Source organism: Bacillus sp. SIMBA_008 (assembly GCF_046535495.1).
Lineage (GTDB): Bacteria > Bacillota > Bacilli > Bacillales > Bacillaceae > Bacillus > Bacillus subtilis.
The window spans coordinates 648,719-668,420 of record NZ_JAWRWL010000001.1; the positions used below are offsets into that span (position 1 = coordinate 648,719).

Sequence of the window (19,702 nt, forward strand, 5' to 3'; positions counted from 1 at the left end):
ATAAAAACAGCTGTCTACCAGACAGCTGTTTGCTTTATTTCTTCGCTTTAATCTTTCCGCCCCATTTTTTAAAGCCGCCTTTTAGGTTGTAAATCTCAGTGCAGCCGTTTTTGCGCAGGGTTTGTGCCGCGCGTCCGCTGCGGACACTGTTTTGGCAGTACAGGTAAACAGGCTTGTCCGTACGGATCTCATTTTTTCTCTGTTTCAGCTGGGAAAGCGGAATGTTGCGGGCGCCTAAAATATGTCCGCCCTCAAACTCATTTGGCTCACGAACATCAATAAGCTGTGCTTTGCGGTAACCCGCGCGGAATTCTTCTTCGGTAAGTGTTTTCATAATTCGCTGCTGATAGACATATGAAGCAATCATATAGATGATAAACGCAGCAAAAATAATCAAAACGATCATATTAGACAATGTGATTCTACTCCTTTAGCATATAAAATCAAAACCCTGCTTCATAAAACAAGGTCATAGAGCCGTTTTCGACAAATACTATTATAGTAAAGCACAGCGTGATTGTCATCTATAATGGAACTAAAATATTTTTCATTTTCCCGACAGTTTGATAAACTGATTCTATTAAAACGGTAAGGAAGGTCTTAAAATGCAAAAAGAAACTTGGCGGTTTATAGACTCAGGCAATGCAAGTCCTGCATTCAATATGGCGCTTGATGAAGCGCTTTTATATTGGCACAGCGAAAAGAAAATCCCCCCGGTTATCCGTTTTTACGGCTGGAATCCGGCGACACTTTCTGTAGGGTATTTTCAAAATATTAAAAAGGAAATCAATTTTGAAGCAGTACATAAATATAATCTAGGATTCGTCAGACGCCCGACCGGCGGGAGAGGTGTGCTGCACGATCAGGAACTGACATACAGCGTAATTGTTTCGGAAGAGCACCCCGAGATGCCGGCGACTGTTACTGAGGCTTACCGGGTTATTTCAGAAGGCATACTTCAAGGCTTTAGAAATCTCGGGCTGGACGCTTACTTTGCCATCCCGAGAACTGAAAAAGAAAAAGAAAGCTTAAAAAATCCGCGGTCATCTGTTTGTTTTGACGCGCCTTCGTGGTATGAACTAGTGGTTGAGGGGCGCAAGGTGGCGGGAAGCGCGCAAACGAGACAAAAAGGTGTGATTCTTCAGCATGGCTCCATTCTTCTTGATTTAGATGAGGACAAGCTGTTCGATCTGTTCTTATATCCAAGTGAAAGAGTAAGAGAGCGGATGCAGCGCAATTTCAAAAATAAAGCGGTTGCCATTAATGAACTCACCGAAAAGCGGGTGACGATGGATGAGGCTCGTAAAGCCTTTAAAGAAGGATTTGAAACAGGTCTTAACATTCATTTGGAGCCATATGAACTTTCTCAGGAAGAGCTTGATTTTGTTCATCACTTGGCTGAAACAAAGTACGCTTCAGATGAATGGAATTATAAGCGGTAAACAGGGCTTTTGACCCGCGGAGCATCCTTGTTTTTTCAAGTTCATTAGTGTAAACTTGTAATGGTTTATAAAGATAAGGTGCTTTTTGGGAGGGTTTCGATGACAACACCAAGTATGGAAGATTATATTGAACAGATTTATATGCTGATTGAAGAAAAAGGATATGCACGAGTTTCCGATATCGCGGAAGCATTGGCAGTCCATCCCTCCTCTGTAACAAAAATGGTTCAAAAACTAGATAAAGACGAATATTTAATTTATGAAAAATATCGCGGTCTCGTGTTAACGTCTAAAGGGAAAAAAATAGGCAAACGGCTGGTATACAGACATGAATTGCTTGAGCAGTTTTTAAGAATCATTGGTGTTGATGAAGAGAAAATATATAACGATGTCGAAGGAATCGAACATCATTTAAGCTGGAACAGTATTGATCGCATCGGGGATCTTGTTCAATATTTTGAAGAAGATGATGCCCGTAAAAAAGATCTGAAATCAATCCAAAAGAAAACAGAACATCATAATCAGTAAAAAGGCGGTCTCGAAGGAGGCCGTCTTTTTTGATACGCTTACGCCACCCGTCATTCGTTGGTCTATTTCTTCGCGTGTTTTCTTAAAATGGTAATAAACGATCGGATGGAGGGGGAGGGAATGAGATGTATATTGACGGTGTGTTTTCCGGCGGAGGAGTAAAAGGCATTGCGCTCGCAGGCGCTTATGAAGTGCTTGAGGAAAAAGGCTTCCGCTTTAAAAGAGTTGCGGGTACAAGCGCCGGCGCCATTATTGCCGCTTTCATTGCGTCAGGTTACACCAGTAAGGAAATCCACGCTTTAATTGAAGAAGTGGACGGAGAGAAATTGCTGGATCAGAGGTACTCATTTCTCCCCTTAAAGATGCTCCAGTGGGTGTCCATCTACTGGCGTCTTGGCTTATACAAAGGCGATACGATAGAAAAATGGATTGCTGATCTGTTAAGAGCGAAAGGCATAAGGGTTTTCGGCGATTTGCAGAAAGGGTCTCTGCGCCTTATTGCTTCTGATCTGACAAACGGCACCATGATTGTTTTGCCGGACGATTTGGCCCGTTACGGGTTAAATCCTGATATGTTCCCGGTTGCCAGAGCGGTCAGAATGAGCTGCAGCATCCCGTATTTCTTTGAACCGATAAAATTAAAAACGGACACAGGCACCGCCACGGTTGTCGACGGAGGCGTGTTAAGCAATTTTCCAATCTGGCTGTTTTCAAAGGAAAGAAAGCGCCCTGTGATCGGTGTCACACTTGCGCCGCGTGAAAGAGAGCGTCCGAAAAAAAATATCCGCAACGCTTTTGAACTGTTCGGCGCCCTGTTTGAAACGATGAAGGATGCTCATGACGCAAGGCACATTGCGTCACGCTATGAACAAAATATCATTTTTCTCCCTGTCGATGACGTAATGGCCACTGATTTTCATTTAACACAACAAAAAAAACTAGCCCTGATTGAGCTAGGTAAAAGACGGACAGAGCTGTTTTTAAAGCAGTGGACCTATTAAAAAAGCGCTCTGTTTTTCTTTTTATTTTTTTTCCCTTCTATAACAGTCAGCTGAGTCTGGCTTTTTTTCTTGAGAATCATCGGTTTAGGCTTGCTGGCGCTCGGAACGCTTCGCAGGTGGCTGACACGTCCCTTATGTCCGGCGCGGTGTTTTGCTTTTTGTTCTTTCATCCGGCGCCGCGATTGTTTCGCCGCTTTTTTGAAGGCTGCTCCTTCGCTGCCCGCATTTCGATTCATTACATATTTCACAATAAAATAAATAATGATACCTGCCACGATGACGGTTACCGCCATTTTTGCCATTTCTCCGGGATTGGTTACCAGCACATAGAGGAAACCGAACGCTCCCAGCGCAATTAATACAGCAATAATAGGTTGTACACGATGATTCATAACTGTCCACCTCCGAAAGTAATAGCAGGGCAACGGATTTTAGATGACGTTGTGAGAAGGCTTCTGATTTTGCTCAGACAATGCTTCGAGTCTGAGAAGTTCGTTAAAGCTTTCGATGGCAACTTCAACCTAGTCATCCTTAGGTTCCTTTGTGGTTAACAGCTGAAGCTAAAGTCCCGGGTACCCAAGTAATTTCAGACCGGGAATGTCACGCACTTTGTTTGTCAGCTGCAGAACTTCAAAGGATAGACCAAGCACGACCGGTATCAGTGCGACACGATCTATAACACGCAGCCAAAGCGGATCTGTCGGAACGAGTAAATAAACAAACATGCCGACAATAATCGTAAATAAAATAAAGCTTGATCCGCAGCGGTAATGAAGCCGAGATTGGTTTTGGACATTCTCCACAGTAATTGGCAAATTCTGTTCATAACAGTTTATGACTTTATGTTCGGCTCCATGATATTGAAACACTCTTTTAATAAGCGGTGTCATGGACAAAAAATAGATGTAACCGAGCAGCAAAATCAACTTAAACAGGCTTTCAACCGCGATTTGCGCCGTGTCCGAGGAAAAAATCGGCCTTGTCAGTTCCGCTAAGAAAACTGGAACCAATGTAAATACGAATTTACTGAACAAAAATGATAGGACGCCTATAACTGCGAGGCTGAGATACATAGACAGCCCGGAGGATTTTTTTTCTTCCTGCTCAAGTGTCTCGTCTTCAGATGGATCGAGCCCGTAACGTTCGCTTGAAAAATTCAAATGCTTTGTGCCGTTTGCACTCGCTTCGATAATGGCCGCGATCCCCCGTAAAAACGGTATCTTTTTCACGATGTTCAGTTTCGGGTTGTGTTTGCGTGGAAGCTTAAAAAAGTCAATGCTTCCATCCGTTCTTCTGATGGCTGTAACGTAATGATGCTTTCCGCCAAACATAACGCCTTCCACAACAGCCTGCCCGCCGTAAGCGGGCGGAACTTTATGTTTTGACATATTATCAACCTGCCTATTTCTTTAGGATTGCTAACCATTTCCTTTCACTCTATTGTACAGGAAACAGCGCTAAACCTCTAGATTGACAGGCTGAAAAAATTGCCATAGCATTGCTTTTTCTACATGCATTATACCCTTTATTTTCAAATTTTACTCGCAGCTGTCAAAAAGTGTGAGCTTTTTTATTGACATTTCATTTTTTGGGCACACTTTAACTGGAGGTGCCATGATGACAAGCGAAAAAGATACAGAACAAAATGAAGAATTGAATGAGAAGCAAAAGCCGCCTGTTTCAATGGCCGGCAGAGTGGCGGCAACAGGTTTTTGCGGGGGAGTACTTTGGAGTTTCGTTGCTTATATCGCATATTTGTTTCATTTTTCCGAAATCAGCCCGAATATGATATTGCAGCCGTTTGTGCTCGGAGAGTGGAAAAAACATGGGCTGGGAACGGTAATCAGCATCATTTTGATTGGAGTAATTTCAATTGGCGCAGCGTTTCTTTATTTTCTTCTATTGAAACGTTTAAAAACAATGTGGCCGGGTATTTTATACGGCTTGGTGCTTTGGCTGCTCGTGTTTTTTGTTTTTAATCCGATTTTTCCAGATGTGCGCACGGTGACCGAACTGACATCAGATACAATTATTACGACCATTTGCATTTATTTGCTTTACGGGCTGTTTGTCGGGTATTCCATTTCATTTGAATACAATGAGCTGAATTCGGAAAAGCTTGCACGTGCGCTGGGAATGCATAGAGAATAGTGTATAATCCTTTTCCAGTATGATAAAATGTTCACGAGAAGTGAACATTTTTTACATGAGAAACCCTCGCGAAAAGGAGAGATTATGTGCCTCATTTTTTGATTTTAAACGGACCGAATGTTAACCGGCTTGGGAGTCGTGAGCCTGAAGTATTCGGCCGCCAGACACTGACCGATATTGAAACAGATCTTTTTCAGTTTGCTGAAGCCTTACATATCCAGCTCACTTTCTTCCAGTCTAATCACGAAGGTGATTTGATAGATGCGATACATGAGGCTGAGGAGCAATACAGCGGGATTGCTCTGAACCCCGGCGCCCTGAGTCATTACAGTTATGCGATCAGGGATGCTGTTTCAAGCATCAGTCTTCCTGTGGTAGAGGTGCATTTATCAAACTTATACGCCAGGGAAGAATTCAGGCATCAGTCGGTTATCGCTCCTGTTGCGAAAGGGCAGATTGTCGGTCTTGGAGCTGAAGGCTACAAGCTTGCTGTTCGCTACTTATTAAGCCAGCAAGGGGGAGAATCAAGATGAAGCTAGAGAAATTAAGAAACCTGTTTGGACAGCTGGGAATTGACGGCATGCTGATTACAAGCAGCACGAATGTACGCTATATGACAGGGTTTACAGGTTCGGCGGGTTTGGCTGTTATATCGGGTGACAAAGCAGCGTTTATTACGGATTTTCGTTATACTGAGCAGGCGAAGGTTCAGGTAAAGGGTTTTGAGATCATTGAACATGGCGGCAGCTTGATTCAGACCACTGCCGACACTGTTGAATCGTTTGGCATCAAGCGTCTCGGTTTTGAACAGAACAGCATGACATATGGCACTTACGCTTCATACAACGCCGTTATCAGTGATGCCGAATTAGTGCCTGTGGCTGAATCCGTGGAAAAGTTGCGCTTGATTAAGTCTAGTGAAGAGATTAAGATATTAGAGGAAGCTGCGAAGATTGCAGATGATGCCTTCAGACATATCTTGACGTTTATGAAACCCGGCATTTCTGAAATCGCTGTTGCCAATGAGCTGGAGTTTTATATGAGAAGCCAGGGAGCAGACAGCTCTTCTTTTGATATGATTGTCGCCTCAGGCCTTCGTTCAAGCCTTCCGCACGGTGTGGCCAGTGACAAACTGATTGAAAGCGGAGACCTTGTTACGCTTGATTTTGGCGCTTATTATAAAGGATATTGTTCTGATATTACCCGGACGGTCGCTGTAGGTCAGCCCAGTGATCAATTGAAGGAGATCTATCAGGTTGTATTTGATGCTCAGGCGCTTGGCGTCGCACATATTAAGCCGGGAATGACAGGAAAAGAGGCTGACGCCCTCACAAGGGATCATATTGCTGCAAAAGGCTACGGTGACTATTTCGGCCATTCAACCGGGCACGGGCTCGGCATGGAAGTTCATGAATCGCCGGGATTATCCGTCAGATCTTCAGCTATCCTTGAACCGGGTATGGTGGTCACAGTGGAGCCGGGCATTTACATACCAGAAACAGGCGGTGTCCGCATTGAAGATGACATCGTGATTACAGAAAACGGCAACCGGACAATCACCCATTCCCCAAAAGAACTTATTATTTTGTGATTGGAATATAGGAGGACATTAAACATGATTTCAGTTAACGATTTCCGTACAGGATTAACAATTGAAGTAGATGGCGGCATTTGGCGCGTCGTTGACTTCCAGCACGTAAAACCTGGAAAAGGTGCGGCATTTGTCCGCTCTAAACTCCGCAACCTTCGCACTGGCGCGATTCAGGAAAAAACATTCCGCGCTGGTGAAAAAGTAGCGAAAGCGCAAATCGAAACCAAAACAATGCAATATCTATATGCAAACGGAGATCAGCACGTATTTATGGATACTTCTTCTTATGAGCAGCTTGAACTGAGCGCAACTCAAATCGAAGAAGAATTAAAATACCTGCTAGAAAACATGTCTGTGCATATCATGATGTACCAGGATGAAACACTTGGTATCGAACTTCCAAACACAGTTGAGCTGAAAGTTGTTGAAACTGAACCTGGTATTAAAGGTGATACAGCGTCAGGCGGTACAAAACCTGCGAAAACTGAAACCGGGCTTGTTGTAAACGTGCCGTTCTTTGTGAATGAAGGCGACACACTTGTTGTCAATACATCAGACGGTTCTTACGTTTCAAGAGCATAGAAAGAAAAAAAGAAGTCTGTTCCCAAATGGGAGCAGGCTTTTTTTGTGCCCAAAAACAGAATCTTTCTTTTATACGAAAATGACAAGACTACTTCAGCAAGCTAGAGCATATCATATAAAAAAATGGGAGGTTGGGAGAGTGCTATGAAATTTTTACTTGGAAATATCAATTCTACTGTTTTAACAATGGCGGGATTACGAGTTTTATCCTCTATGATTGAGCTGACGGCAGCAATTGTCATGCTTGTGACCAACGATGTCCGGAAGGCGGTTGTGGTTAACAGCATTCTCGCTATTGTCGGTCCGTTGATTTTTATCATTACGATGACTGTCGGAATCTACCAAATTGCCGGGCAGCTTTCGTATGCAAAGCTGATTCTGATTTTTACGGGTGTTGTCTTGATTTTAGCGGGTGTTCATAAATAAAGAGAGGCTTGTCATAAAGTCTGCCTCACATCATACATTTTAAAGAAGCCAATCGGTAGAAAGGAGGAGGCTCTGTTGAATGAAATCGCTGAGGTTCTCCCTGAATCCATGAAAAACGCCCTTTCTGAAATACCGGAACAACAATGGCTGGAAATCGAAGAAGTCAGAATTCGGATCAACCGCCCTGTTGAATTGATTCGAAGAGGACAACCTGTGTATTTGTCCTATGCGGGCACGGCCGAGGATGCCCATCTGATCCTGAGCCGGCTCAGCAACTATAGTATGTATACACTAGAAGAAGAGCTGAAGAAAGGGTATGTCACGATCAGAGGCGGCCACAGAGTCGGACTGGCGGGCAGAGTCATTACGGAAAACGGAGGTGTGAAAGGCCTCCGTGATATCGCATCTTTTAATATACGAATTGCCCGGCAAAAGCTGGGGATTGCGGAGCCGCTGCTTCCATACTTATATCAAAGCAGCTGGCTGAATACGCTGATTATCGGACCGCCCCAAACCGGCAAAACAACACTTCTCCGGGACCTTGCGAGGCTCTCAAGCACCGGCAAAAAACCCATGCTGCCCGTTAAGACAGGAATCGTCGATGAACGGTCAGAAATTGCCGGATGTCTTCGCGGCATTCCGCAGCATCAATTTGGTCAGAGAATTGACGTGTTAGACGCCTGTCCAAAAGCTGAAGGGCTGATGATGATGATTCGATCCATGAGCCCTGAGGTGATGATTGTCGATGAAATCGGGCGTATGGAAGATACAGATGCACTTCTGGAGGCGCTGCATGCCGGTGTTTCAGTAATCGTATCGGCGCATGGCTGGAGTATATCCGACCTGATGAAGCGGCCTTCATTGAAGCGTTTGTGGGAAGAAAGAGCCTTTGACCGCTATTTGGAATTATCAAGAGCAAAAGGGCCGGGCACAGTGAGCCAAATTTATGACAAAGACGGAAATGTGCTGTCTAGGACGACGGGCGTGAAAACATGCTGAAGCTGCTGGGCGCTGTATTCATTGTGGTAGCGACAACATGGACAGGTTTTGAGATGGCGAAGATTTATACAGAACGGCCGCGGCAAATCCGCCAGCTGCGTGCGGCGCTTCAATCCCTCGAGGCTGAAATCATGTACGGCCATACACCGCTTCATACTGCTTCACAGCAGATTGCCAAACAGCTCGCACAGCCTGTTTCAGCTCTTTTTTCCGCATTCAGTGATCAGCTGGACAAGGGAAGTGATTCCGCGAAAACGGCGTGGGAGCAAAGCTTAAAGAAGGTATGGGATACCCTGTCTTTGAAAAAAAGCGAATACGAAGTGCTGAAGCAGTTTGGCGAGACGCTCGGGATTCATGATCGAATCTCTCAGCAAAAGCACATCAAGCTGGCGCTGTCACATTTGGAAGCCTCTGAAGCGGATGCTGAGCAGGCGCAAGCGAAAAATGAAAAGATGATAAAAAGTTTGGGCTTTTTAGCGGGCTTGTTACTCATTCTTCTATTGATGTAAACGTGAGGGGAGCAAAAATAAAATGGGAGTAGACGTGAATGTCATATTTCAAATCGCCGGAGTGGGAATCGTGGTCGCTTTTTTACACACGATATTGGATCAGATGGGCAAGAAAGAATATGCTCAGTGGGTGACGCTGTTAGGTTTTATCTATATTTTATTTATGGTCGCCACGATTGTAGATGACCTATTTAAAAAGATAAAAGCTGTGTTTTTATTCCAAGGATAGGGGGGCTTGCAGATTGACATTGTTCAAATTGTAGGTTTAGGGCTGATCGCCACCTTCCTTTCTTTAATTGTAAAAGAACAAAAGCCGACTTTTGCGTTTTTAATCGTCGTTTTTGCCGGATGTGCCATTTTTCTTTATTTGGTAGACCAAATCTACGACATTATTCGAATGATAGAAAAAATTGCGATTAATGCAAATGTCAACATGGTCTATGTTGAAACCATTTTAAAGATTATCGGAATCGCCTATATTGCTGAATTCGGGGCACAGCTCACAAAAGATGCCGGTCAAGGAGCCATCGCCTCGAAAATAGAATTGGCGGGGAAAATTTTAATACTCGTAATGGCTGTGCCTATTTTAACCGTCATTATCGAAACGATTCTCGGACTTATACCTTCTATGTCATAACCGAAAGGAGGTGGTAGATTGAAGCGCTTTCAATGGGTTTTGCTTTTGGCCGTGCTGATCATAGCAGGCCGTGCAGAAATTGTACAAGCAGCTGGTAATGCAGAACAAACGGAAGACCATGCTGAAACAGCCGAGCAATTAGCGGAAAGGACAGCAGCCTCGCTTGAAACAGATAAGATCGGGGAATTTTGGAATGACATTATGACAGAATACGGCGGACTGCTGCCGGAAAGCCAAAAAGGCAGCTTAATGGAGTTTATCAATGGCGATAAATCATTCTCACCGCAAGAATGGCTGAAAGCTCTCTTTTCTTATTTGTTTCATGAAGTGCTTGCCAACGGAAAGCTGCTGGGCACATTGATTTTGCTCACGATTTTTTGCGTCATTCTGCAGCTTTTGCAAAATGCTTTTCAGCAAAGCACCGTCAGTAAGGTCGCTTACTCAATTGTGTACATGGTGCTGATTATCCTTGCGCTTAATAGCTTTCATGTGGCAATTAACTATGCAACTGAGGCGATTCAGACGATGACCAGCTTTATCCTGGCGCTCATTCCGCTCCTCTTGGCGCTTTTGGCTTCCTCAGGCGGAGCTGTATCTGCTGCCTTCTTTCATCCTGTTATCCTCTTCCTGATGAACACGAGCGGTCTCTTGATTCAGAATATCGTCATGCCGCTGATTTTTTTATCAGCGATTCTGAGCATTGTCAGCACGATGACTGAACAATACAAAGTAACACAGCTGGCTAACCTGCTCAGAAATATCGCCATCGGAGCACTGGCTGTTTTTCTTACCATCTTTCTCGGCGTCATCTCTGTTCAGGGAGCCTCAGCTGCAGTGACAGACGGCATTACGCTCAGGACGGCTAAATTTATAACCGGAAATTTTATTCCTGTGCTTGGCCGAATGTTTACAGACGCAACAGATACAGTAATCAGCGCCTCTTTACTGCTGAAAAATACGGTAGGGATTCTCGGTGTCGCTATTTTGATCTGTATCGCGGCATTTCCGGCAATCAAAGTGCTTTCCCTCGCTTTTATTTATAAGCTGGCAGCCGCGATTCTTCAGCCGCTTGGAGGCGGGCCCGTCATCACCTGCCTCGACGTCATCAGCAAAAGCGTCATTTATATTTTTGCAGCTCTCGCTATTGTGTCTCTCATGTTTTTTTTAAGCCTTACTGTCATAATCACAGCCGGAAACCTCACGATGATGATGAAATGAAGGAGGCAGGCGAATGAGTTTTTTAACGGAATGGCTTACCACCATCGTGTTGTTTATCCTATTTGCAATTGTGATTGATATGCTGCTGCCGAGCTCCAGCATGCAAAAGTACGCAAAAATGGTAGTCAGCCTGCTCTTGATTGTCGTCATGCTTACGCCGATTTTTAAACTTTTCAAGACAGACCCCGAAATCATCTTTGAATATCTCACAAAAAACGGGCAGTCAGAGTCTGCCGACATAAAAAATCAAATCAATTCAAAAAAAATAGAAATACAAGCTTCCCAGCGCGCATATATTCTAGAAGAAATGGCTGTCCAACTAAAAAAGAAAGCGGAGGAGAGATTCAGTCATGATGAATATAAAGTAGGCCGCATCAAACTCACGGCAGGAGAAAAGGTAGATTCAGAAGAGGATATTAAAACAATCAGCGTGTATATGGCCCCGTCTTCTGAAAAAACGGTCCAAACGGTCGCGCCGGTCCACATTGATACAGATCATGCATACGTAACGAAAGAAGCAGCCGAACAAAAAGAAGCCAAACAGATACAAACGCAGCTCGCGGACATTTGGGAAATCGGAAGTGAGAAAATTACGGTTCATATGGAAGGCGGGGAGAGTGTCGGCAATGAATAAAAACGGATTATGGAATGTATTGAAAAAGCAGTTTCTTCCGGGACAAATGAAGGACGGCGAAAAGCCGAAGCTGACCAAATATCATTACTTTCTATTCGTTTTTGTTCTCGGAGTTTCCTTTATGCTTGTCAGCCAGCTGTTTTCTTCACCTGAGAAAACAGAAAACGCCAAAACGATAACGGCCGTATCATCACAACATTCTGCGGGCAGCAAAGAGAAAACAGCTGAAGTGTTTAAAACCTCAAAATCTGATAAACCTAAAGACTCGATCGATGACTATGAAAAAGAATACGAAAATCAGCTGAAAGAAATTCTTGAAACAATCATTGGTGTGGACGATGTCTCGGTTGTCGTGAATGTAGATGCAACGTCGCTGAAAGTATACGAAAAAAACAAATCAAACAAAAATACAACCACTGAAGAAACTGACAAAGAAGGCGGAACAAGAAGCGTTACAGACCAAACATCGGAGGAAGAAATCGTCATGATCAAAAACGGCGATAAAGAAACACCTGTCGTCGTCCAAACGAAAAAACCTGATATACGCGGTGTACTCGTTGTTGCTCAAGGAGTGGACAACGTTCAAATAAAACAAACCATTATCGAAGCGGTGACACGGGTCCTGGATGTTCCAAGCCACCGGGTTGCGGTTGCCCCTAAAAAAATAAAGGAGGATTCATAAATGCTTAAAAAACAAACCGTTTGGCTATTAACAATGCTCAGTCTTGTCGTGGTGTTAAGCGTCTACTATATCATGTCGCCGGAAAGCAAAAACGCCGTGCAGATGCAAAGTGAAAAAAGCGCGCCTGACAGCGGAGAGGTCGCAACTGAAAAAGCGCCTGCCAAGCAAGACACGAAGGAAAAAAGCGGTACAGAAACTGAAAAAGGAAAAGAAGATGGAACAAAGGGAACGAAAGATTCATCAGCAGACAAGGAAACATCCGCTGAAGCCAGTGAAAAAGGAACTGTTGTTACGGAAACAGCCGATGATGATTTGTTTACAACGTACCGTCTTGATTTAGAAGATGCCAGAAGCAAAGAAAGAGAAGAGCTGAATGCCATTGTATCAAGCGATGATGCAACAGCCAAGGAGAAAAGCGAAGCATACGATAAAATGACGGCTCTCAGTGAAGTGGAAGGAACAGAAAAACAGCTGGAAACGCTGATTAAAACACAAGGTTACGAGGATGCGCTCGTTAATGCTGAAGGAGATAAAATCAATATTACAGTCAAATCAGACAAACACTCCAAATCGAAGGCGACAGCCATTATAGACCTTGTGGCAAAAGAAATCAAAACAATGAAAGATGTCGCTGTCACATTTGAACCATCCAAGTAAGAAAGAGGAAAAAGAAGCCCGCTAAACAAGCGGGCTTTTTGCGTTGCTGTCATATTAGAGTTGAATTCAAAAGTCCGCTCCTGTAAGATGAACATAGTATGTACTTTTAGTAGTAACCTATAAAAAAAGAAATTTCATACATAGGAGTGCGATTGAATGTTAAATATCAAAGAAATCCACGAGCTGATTAAAGCAATTGACGAGTCTACAATTGACGAATTCGTATATGAAAATGAAGGTGTATCCTTAAAACTGAAAAAACACGAAGCAGGCACGGTTCAAGTCATGCAGCAGGCACCTGCAGCACCTGTACAAGCACAGGCTCCGCAGGCAGTTCAGCCGCAAGCGCAGCAAGCAGCGGCACCTGCCCAAGAAGCACCAAAGCAAGATGAGAATCTGCATAAAATCACTTCACCAATGGTAGGAACATTTTATGCTTCTTCATCACCGGAAGCTGGCCCGTATGTAACAGCCGGTTCAAAAGTAAATGAAAACACAGTTGTCTGCATTGTAGAAGCGATGAAGCTTTTCAACGAAATCGAAGCAGAAGTGAAAGGCGAAATCGTTGAAGTATTAGTAGAAAACGGCCAGCTGGTCGAATACGGACAACCTCTATTTCTTGTAAAAGCGGAGTAAGGAGACTGAACATGATTAAAAAGCTATTGATCGCCAACAGAGGAGAAATTGCTGTCAGAATCATCAGAGCCTGCAGAGAGCTCGGAATTGAGACTGTCGCTGTTTATTCAGAAGCTGATAAAGATGCCCTTCATGTTCAAATGGCCGATGAAGCTTTTTGTATCGGACCGAAAGCATCAAAAGACAGCTATTTAAACGTTACAAATATTGTGAGTGTTGCAAAGCTGACTGGCACGGACGCCATTCATCCGGGATACGGATTTTTAGCTGAAAATGCTGATTTCGCTGAATTATGTGAAGAAGTGAATGTCACGTTTGTCGGCCCGAGCGCTGACGCCATTTCAAAAATGGGAACAAAAGACGTTGCGCGGGAAACGATGAAACAGGCCGGCGTGCCAATCGTACCGGGTTCACAGGGAATTATAGAAAATGTGGAAGAAGCGGTTTCGCTTGCTAATGAAATTGGGTATCCTGTAATTATAAAAGCCACCGCAGGCGGAGGCGGAAAAGGAATTAGGGTTGCCCGCACTGAAGAGGAACTGATTAATGGCATTAAGATTACACAGCAGGAAGCGGCAACTGCATTCGGAAATCCAGGTGTATACATCGAAAAATACATAGAAGATTTTCGCCACGTTGAGATCCAAGTGCTTGCTGATAACTACGGAAATACGATCCATTTGGGCGAACGCGACTGCTCGATCCAAAGACGCCTGCAAAAGCTTTTGGAAGAATCACCATCTCCTGCCCTTGATTCAGAAATCAGGGAGCAAATGGGAGATGCAGCGGTAAAGGCTGCAAAAGCGGTTGGCTATACAGGTGCTGGAACAGTTGAATTTATCTATGACTACAATGAACAGCGCTATTACTTCATGGAAATGAACACGAGAATTCAGGTAGAGCACCCAGTCACAGAAATGGTGACGGGAACTGACCTGATCAAGGAACAAATCAAAGTGGCATCAGGAATGGAACTGAGCCTCAAGCAAGAGGATGTTGAATTTGAAGGCTGGGCCATCGAATGCCGAATCAACGCAGAAAACCCAAGTAAAAATTTCATGCCGTCACCTGGTGAAATTAAAATGTACCTGCCTCCTGGCGGTCTTGGTGTCCGTGTCGATTCAGCTGCGTACCCTGGCTATTCCATCCCACCGTACTATGACAGCATGATTGCAAAGGTAATCACATACGGAAAAACGAGGGATGAAGCGATTGCCCGCATGAAGCGCGCATTGAGCGAATTCGTCATCGAAGGCATTGAGACAACAATCCCTTTCCATTTAAAACTGCTTGAACACGAAACATTTGTGAGCGGAGAGTTTAATACGAAATTTTTAGAAACATATGATGTAATGGGCTCATAATTTTTACGGAGGTGAATTGAATGAAAGACAACAGCTTGCTTAAAATGGATCACGAAGATACGCATTTGGGTAAGGTTGAGATTGCACCGGAGGTCATTGAGGTCATTGCCGGCATTGCAGCATCAGAAGTTGATGGGGTTGCCGAAATGCGCGGAAACTTTGCGACAGGCGTCGTCGAGCGCTTTGGCAAAGTGAATCATGGCAAAGGTGTCAAAGTCGACCTGGCGGATGACGGAATTACGATCGATGTATACTGTGTCGTTACATTTGGCGTTTCGATTCCGAAAGTTGCAGCATCCGTTCAGGAAAACATTCGTCAAACCTTATTAAATATGACGTCTCTTTCGATTAACGAGATCAATATTCACATCGTCGGCATTCAATTTGACACAAAAGCCCAAGAAGTCCAAATCGACGAAGAAATGTAAATGGCTTAACACGAAACCAAGGGGAGGGCGGCCCTTTGGTTTTTTTACACGTTACCCTTTATTTCAAAGCATGAAGAAAGCCGGCTTACATAGCCGAGTTTCTTCATGAACGTGAAATCCGAATAATCATATTAAGGTGTGTGAAAATATTCGGTAATAGGGTAAAAAAACCTTGATTTCAATATGCGGATACGAAAAAAATATGTTATGATCTCTTTGTGGCTTAACGACAAGCGGATAAAGAGGATCAAAGGAGAAAGAAAATGAAAAGAAGAACAGCAAGAGAAAAAGCTTTGCAGGCACTATTTCAAATTGATGTCAGCGATATTGCAGTGAATGAAGCCATAGAACACGCACTGGATGAAGAAAAAACAGATCCTTTCTTTGAACAGCTTGTACACGGGGTATTGGAACACCAAGACCAGCTGGATGAAATGATCTCCAAGCATCTGGTGAATTGGAAGCTCGATCGGATTGCCAATGTTGACCGTGCGATTTTGCGCCTGGCAGCATATGAAATGGCATATGCCGAAGACATTCCGGTGAATGTCTCCATGAACGAAGCGATTGAGCTGGCAAAACGGTTTGGTGATGACAAAGCGACAAAGTTTGTAAACGGGGTTCTTTCTAACATTAAATCTGATATTGAACAATCATAGGAGGAAAGAAAATGACTGCAACAATCATCGACGGAAAAGAAACGGCTAGAGAAAAACGCGAACAATTGGCAAAAGAGGTAGAAGAGCTTAAAAAGCAAGGCGTCACTCCCGGACTGGCGGTTATTTTGATTGGAGATGATCCTGCTTCTCACTCTTACGTGCGAGGAAAGAAAAAAGCGGCAGAAACAATGGGAATGAATTTCAAGCTCGATCAATTTGACAGCAGCCTCACAGAAGCTGAACTGCTTTCCATTATTGATCAATATAACCAAGACCCTGAGTTTCATGGCATTCTCGTTCAGCTTCCGCTCCCAGACCATATTTCTGAAAAAGCGGTGATCGAACGTATCTCCCCTGATAAAGATGTAGACGGTTTTCATCCGTTAAACGTAGGGAAAATGCTGCTTGGCGAAGATACGTTTCTTCCTTGCACGCCTCATGGAATTGTTGAGCTTTTGAAGAAAACCAATATTGACCTTTCCGGTAAAGAGGTTGTTGTAGTCGGCCGAAGCAACATTGTCGGCAAACCTGTCGGCCAGCTTTTATTAAATGAAAACGCGACGGTTACTTACTGTCATTCAAGAACAGAAAATATTACTGAACATACGAAAAAAGCGGACATCCTGGTGGTGGCAGTCGGCAGAGCCAACTTCATCAGTGCAGACCAGATCAAAGAGGGCGCTGTTGTCATTGACGTCGGCGTTAACCGTCTAGAAAACGGAAAGCTTTGCGGAGACGTTGAATTTGAAGGGGCAAAGGAAAAAGCGTCCTTCATCACGCCGGTTCCGGGCGGAGTAGGTCCGATGACCATCACGATGCTTGCGCATAATACTGTTAAATCTGCGAAACGTACGTTATCATAGATAATTGGAGATATTCACAGGCGAAATGTTTACCCGCCTTGAATATGAGCACGATACCCGCTTCTTCAGGCTCCTAAAGCCAGGGCGGGTTTTCTTTAGTTATGGTGCAGGAATGCTTAGGAGAGGAGTTTTTAGACATGGGTGAAGCAGCGTATGTGACCGTCTCAGCGCTGACAAAGTATATAAAACGAAAATTCGATGTAGATCCTCACCTTGAAAATATTTGGATTAAAGGCGAATTGTCGAATGTAAAGATACACACACGAGGGCATATTTATTTCACTTTAAAAGACGAAAACGCTAGAATGCAGTCGGTGATGTTCGCGAGACAAAGCGAGCGTCTGCCTTTTAAACCTGAAAACGGAATGAAAGTGCTGGTCAGAGGCGGAATTTCCGTATATGAACCGAGCGGAAACTATCAATTATATGCCAAAGAAATGCAGCCTGACGGGGTTGGAGCGCTTTATTTAGCGTACGAAGAATTAAAAAAGAAGCTTGCCGGCGAAGGTTTATTTGACGACCGCTACAAAAAACAAATCCCCGCATTTCCAGCCACAATCGGGGTTGTGACATCTCCAACGGGTGCCGCTGTCAGAGACGTTATTACAACTCTAAAAAGAAGATATCCCCTTGTAAAAGTCATTGTTCTTCCAGCGCTCGTACAAGGTGAAAATGCGAGCAGATCCATCGTTACGCGCATTGAAGAGGCAAATGAAAAAGAGATTTGCGACGTATTAATTGTCGGGAGAGGCGGCGGTTCGATAGAAGAACTGTGGGCATTCAATGAAGAAATTGTAGCACGCGCCATCTTCGCTTCCAATATTCCGATTATATCGGCAGTCGGACATGAGACGGATTTTACGATTAGTGATTTTGTCGCCGATATCAGAGCTGCGACGCCGACAGGAGCAGCTGAGATTGCTGTGCCTCATACCACTGATTTAATCGAACGGACAAAAACAGCGGAAGTCAGAATGACAAGAGCAATGCAGCAGCATCTCGGCTCGAAAAAAGAACGGATACAAACGCTGCAATCGTCCTATGCCTTTCGTTTTCCAAAGCGTTTGTATGCGCAAAAAGAGCAGCAGTTTGACCTCGCGTACCAGCAGTTTCAAGCACAGCTGACCGCTCTTTTAGATCGGAAAAGCAGACAGCTGGAGCGTGAAACGTACAGATTAGAGGCACTGCATCCTCATGAACAGCTGAAACAAGCAAGAACACGATACCAGGAACAAACAAATCAGCTGAGAAAAAATATGAATATCCAAATGAAGCAGCTGCATTCCCAATTTCAAACCGTTCTTGGCAAGCTGAATGCACTAAGTCCTCTTCAAGTGATGGAAAGAGGATACAGCTTGGCTTATAAAGAAGATAAACTCATTAAAAGTGTCAGTCAAATAGAAGAGCAGGACCGGCTTGAAGTTAAGCTGAAGGATGGCGTGCTGACCTGTGAAGTATTAGAAAAGAGAGGGGAAGAAAAATGACAGACGTGAAAAAAAATGAAAACATGACATTTGAAGAAGCGATGAAAGGGCTTGAGAGCATTGTATCAAAGCTTGAAGAGGGAGATGTGCCTCTAGAGCAAGCCATTAACTATTTCCAAGAAGGCATGGCTCTGTCAAAAATGTGCCATGAAAAGCTGCAAAAAGTCGAAAAGCAAATGGACTTCATTTTAAAAGAAGACGGCGAACTGGCACCTTTCAGTGTTCAGGAGGAAGACGAAGGTGACAAATAAATTAACGAGCTTTCTGGCGGACCGGAAAAAAACAATTGAAAATCAGCTTTCTGTCTATACAGAAAAGCTTGATATGCCGGACTCATTAAAGAAGTCTATGCTGTATTCTCTACAGGCCGGCGGAAAGCGGTTGCGGCCTCTGATTGTACTGGCTGTTTTAAACGCATATGGAAAAAGCGAAAAAGACGGCATTCCGGTGGGCTGTGCTGTCGAAATGATTCACACGTATTCGTTAATTCATGATGATCTTCCATGCATGGATGATGACGATTTGCGCCGTGGGAAGCCGACAAACCATAAAGTGTTTGGTGAAGCGACGGCAGTATTAGCGGGTGACGGGCTGCTCACAGAAAGCTTTAAGCTGATTACCTCCCACGTGTCAGACGAGGTGTCAGCAGAAAAGCGCCTGCGGCTTGTGAATGAACTGATTTCAGCGGCAGGCACCGAAGGCATGGTCGGTGGGCAAGTAGCTGATATGGAAGCGGAAAACCGACAAGTCACGCTTGAAGAGCTCGAATCCATTCATGAACGGAAAACTGCCAAGCTCCTTGGCTTTTGTGTAATCGCCGGTGCTATTTTGGCTGATGCGCCTGAGGAAGACATTGAAACACTGCGTACCTTCAGCAGCCATATTGGAATCGGATTTCAAATCAGAGACGATATTTTAGATTTAGAAGGCAGTGAAGAGAAAATCGGCAAACGTGTCGGCTCGGATACCACAAATGACAAATCGACATACCCGTCGCTTCTTTCATTGGAAGGGGCCAAACATAAATTGGATGTTCATATAAAAGAGGCGAAGCGATTGATCGGCGGACTCTCTCTTCAAAAAGACCTTTTATATGAGCTTTGTGATTTAATTGCGGCAAGAGATCACTAAAACGATCCTAATTTGAAGCGGCTGCACGAGATATGGTAAAATGTAAGCAGTTTATATGAAAAATGAAAAGGAAAAGCGCG

26 protein-coding genes and 1 pseudogene are annotated in these 19,702 nt (G+C 44.1%); 24 read left to right on the top strand and 3 right to left on the bottom strand.

Annotated features, from left to right (window positions below; translation table 11 throughout):
- Positions 1-34: 34 nt before the first annotated feature.
- Entirely contained in the window at positions 35-415 is a 381-nt protein-coding gene (locus tag SB658_RS03510; RefSeq protein ID WP_004398485.1) for a rhodanese-like domain-containing protein, read from the bottom strand.
- Positions 416-605: 190 nt separating this feature from the next.
- Between SB658_RS03510 and lipM the strand changes: the two genes are divergently transcribed.
- The 3 genes from lipM (at position 606) to SB658_RS03525 (ending at position 2,971) form a co-directional block, all read left to right on the top strand.
- Complete coding sequence (gene lipM, locus SB658_RS03515) at positions 606-1,442, top strand: octanoyltransferase LipM (protein ID WP_014664579.1); 837 nt, start codon at positions 606-608, stop codon at positions 1,440-1,442.
- 99 nt (positions 1,443-1,541) lie between these two features.
- Positions 1,542-1,970: a transcriptional regulator MntR gene (gene mntR / locus SB658_RS03520; RefSeq protein ID WP_003236923.1), complete on the top strand. Its 429-nt coding sequence runs from the start codon at positions 1,542-1,544 to the stop codon at positions 1,968-1,970.
- A gap of 125 nt (positions 1,971-2,095) precedes the next feature.
- Positions 2,096-2,971 carry a patatin-like phospholipase family protein gene (locus tag SB658_RS03525; RefSeq protein WP_003230220.1) on the top strand — a complete coding sequence of 292 codons (876 nt, stop codon included), beginning with the start codon at positions 2,096-2,098 and terminating at the stop codon, positions 2,969-2,971.
- On the opposite strand, the gene SB658_RS03530 is transcribed toward SB658_RS03525, so the two are convergent.
- On the bottom strand, positions 2,968-3,363 hold the full coding sequence (locus SB658_RS03530; protein WP_003226367.1) for an SA1362 family protein: 396 nt from the start codon (positions 3,361-3,363) through the stop codon (positions 2,968-2,970). The two genes, SB658_RS03525 and SB658_RS03530, sit on opposite strands and share 4 nt — an antisense overlap.
- Positions 3,364-3,402: 39 nt before the next feature.
- Positions 3,403-4,359 (bottom strand): annotated as a pseudogene (locus SB658_RS03535) (DUF1385 domain-containing protein).
- Between the two features lie 226 nt (positions 4,360-4,585).
- Between SB658_RS03535 and SB658_RS03540 the strand changes: the two are divergent.
- The 21 genes from SB658_RS03540 to SB658_RS03640 all read left to right on the top strand — a co-directional run bounded on the left by SB658_RS03540 (position 4,586) and on the right by SB658_RS03640 (position 19,622).
- A complete protein-coding gene (locus SB658_RS03540; protein ID WP_003230222.1) occupies positions 4,586-5,122 on the top strand; it encodes a YqhR family membrane protein in 537 nt (178 codons plus the stop codon).
- An 86-nt stretch (positions 5,123-5,208) separates the two neighbouring features.
- Entirely contained in the window at positions 5,209-5,655 is a 447-nt protein-coding gene (gene aroQ, locus SB658_RS03545; protein ID WP_015714244.1) for a type II 3-dehydroquinate dehydratase, read from the top strand.
- The gene (papA, locus tag SB658_RS03550; RefSeq protein ID WP_015714243.1) at positions 5,652-6,713 is read left to right on the top strand and encodes an aminopeptidase PapA; all 1,062 of its coding nucleotides are present in this window, start codon (positions 5,652-5,654) and stop codon (positions 6,711-6,713) included. Before aroQ ends, papA begins: the two co-directional genes overlap by 4 nt.
- Positions 6,714-6,737: 24 nt before the next feature.
- Positions 6,738-7,295, top strand: coding sequence for an elongation factor P (gene efp / locus SB658_RS03555; protein WP_003226377.1), 558 nt, complete (start codon positions 6,738-6,740; stop codon positions 7,293-7,295).
- Positions 7,296-7,439: 144 nt separating this feature from the next.
- Entirely contained in the window at positions 7,440-7,721 is a 282-nt protein-coding gene (locus tag SB658_RS03560) for a YqhV family protein (protein ID WP_004398639.1), read from the top strand.
- Positions 7,722-7,796: 75 nt separating this feature from the next.
- Positions 7,797-8,720, top strand: a complete 924-nt coding sequence (gene spoIIIAA, locus SB658_RS03565) for a stage III sporulation protein AA (protein WP_015714242.1) — start codon at positions 7,797-7,799, stop codon at positions 8,718-8,720.
- Positions 8,714-9,229, top strand: coding sequence for a stage III sporulation protein SpoIIIAB (spoIIIAB, locus tag SB658_RS03570; protein ID WP_014480238.1), 516 nt, complete (start codon positions 8,714-8,716; stop codon positions 9,227-9,229). The genes spoIIIAA and spoIIIAB overlap by 7 nt, the downstream gene beginning before the upstream one ends.
- A 22-nt stretch (positions 9,230-9,251) precedes the next feature.
- A complete protein-coding gene (gene spoIIIAC / locus SB658_RS03575; RefSeq protein ID WP_003153142.1) occupies positions 9,252-9,458 on the top strand; it encodes a stage III sporulation protein AC in 207 nt (68 codons plus the stop codon).
- A 6-nt stretch (positions 9,459-9,464) separates the two neighbouring features.
- Positions 9,465-9,866, top strand: a complete 402-nt coding sequence (gene spoIIIAD, locus SB658_RS03580) for a stage III sporulation protein AD (RefSeq protein WP_003230228.1) — start codon at positions 9,465-9,467, stop codon at positions 9,864-9,866.
- 18 nt (positions 9,867-9,884) lie between these two features.
- The gene (gene spoIIIAE / locus SB658_RS03585; protein WP_003230230.1) at positions 9,885-11,084 is read left to right on the top strand and encodes a stage III sporulation protein AE; all 1,200 of its coding nucleotides are present in this window, start codon (positions 9,885-9,887) and stop codon (positions 11,082-11,084) included.
- Between the two features lie 13 nt (positions 11,085-11,097).
- Positions 11,098-11,718, top strand: a complete 621-nt coding sequence (spoIIIAF, locus tag SB658_RS03590) for a stage III sporulation protein AF (RefSeq protein WP_029317924.1) — start codon at positions 11,098-11,100, stop codon at positions 11,716-11,718.
- Positions 11,711-12,400, top strand: a complete 690-nt coding sequence (gene spoIIIAG / locus SB658_RS03595) for a stage III sporulation protein AG (RefSeq protein ID WP_144500715.1) — start codon at positions 11,711-11,713, stop codon at positions 12,398-12,400. The genes spoIIIAF and spoIIIAG overlap by 8 nt, the downstream gene beginning before the upstream one ends.
- On the top strand, positions 12,401-13,057 hold the full coding sequence (spoIIIAH, locus tag SB658_RS03600; protein WP_015251732.1) for a stage III sporulation ratchet engulfment protein SpoIIIAH: 657 nt from the start codon (positions 12,401-12,403) through the stop codon (positions 13,055-13,057).
- Positions 13,058-13,213: 156 nt separating this feature from the next.
- Positions 13,214-13,693, top strand: a complete 480-nt coding sequence (accB, locus tag SB658_RS03605) for an acetyl-CoA carboxylase biotin carboxyl carrier protein (RefSeq protein ID WP_003230252.1) — start codon at positions 13,214-13,216, stop codon at positions 13,691-13,693.
- Between the two features lie 11 nt (positions 13,694-13,704).
- Positions 13,705-15,057: an acetyl-CoA carboxylase biotin carboxylase subunit gene (gene accC, locus SB658_RS03610; RefSeq protein ID WP_003230253.1), complete on the top strand. Its 1,353-nt coding sequence runs from the start codon at positions 13,705-13,707 to the stop codon at positions 15,055-15,057.
- 20 nt (positions 15,058-15,077) lie between these two features.
- The gene (gene yqhY / locus SB658_RS03615; RefSeq protein ID WP_003230254.1) at positions 15,078-15,485 is read left to right on the top strand and encodes a fatty acid biosynthesis protein YqhY; all 408 of its coding nucleotides are present in this window, start codon (positions 15,078-15,080) and stop codon (positions 15,483-15,485) included.
- A gap of 263 nt (positions 15,486-15,748) precedes the next feature.
- Positions 15,749-16,144 carry a transcription antitermination factor NusB gene (gene nusB / locus SB658_RS03620; RefSeq protein WP_003230256.1) on the top strand — a complete coding sequence of 132 codons (396 nt, stop codon included), beginning with the start codon at positions 15,749-15,751 and terminating at the stop codon, positions 16,142-16,144.
- An 11-nt stretch (positions 16,145-16,155) separates the two neighbouring features.
- A complete protein-coding gene (gene folD / locus SB658_RS03625; RefSeq protein ID WP_003230259.1) occupies positions 16,156-17,007 on the top strand; it encodes a bifunctional methylenetetrahydrofolate dehydrogenase/methenyltetrahydrofolate cyclohydrolase FolD in 852 nt (283 codons plus the stop codon).
- 137 nt (positions 17,008-17,144) lie between these two features.
- Complete coding sequence (gene xseA / locus SB658_RS03630; protein WP_144500716.1) at positions 17,145-18,491, top strand: exodeoxyribonuclease VII large subunit; 1,347 nt, start codon at positions 17,145-17,147, stop codon at positions 18,489-18,491.
- Complete coding sequence (locus tag SB658_RS03635; protein ID WP_003226409.1) at positions 18,488-18,742, top strand: exodeoxyribonuclease VII small subunit; 255 nt, start codon at positions 18,488-18,490, stop codon at positions 18,740-18,742. Before xseA ends, SB658_RS03635 begins: the two co-directional genes overlap by 4 nt.
- Positions 18,732-19,622: a polyprenyl synthetase family protein gene (locus SB658_RS03640; RefSeq protein ID WP_003230262.1), complete on the top strand. Its 891-nt coding sequence runs from the start codon at positions 18,732-18,734 to the stop codon at positions 19,620-19,622. The genes SB658_RS03635 and SB658_RS03640 overlap by 11 nt, the downstream gene beginning before the upstream one ends.
- The last annotated feature ends 80 nt before the right edge of the window (positions 19,623-19,702 follow it).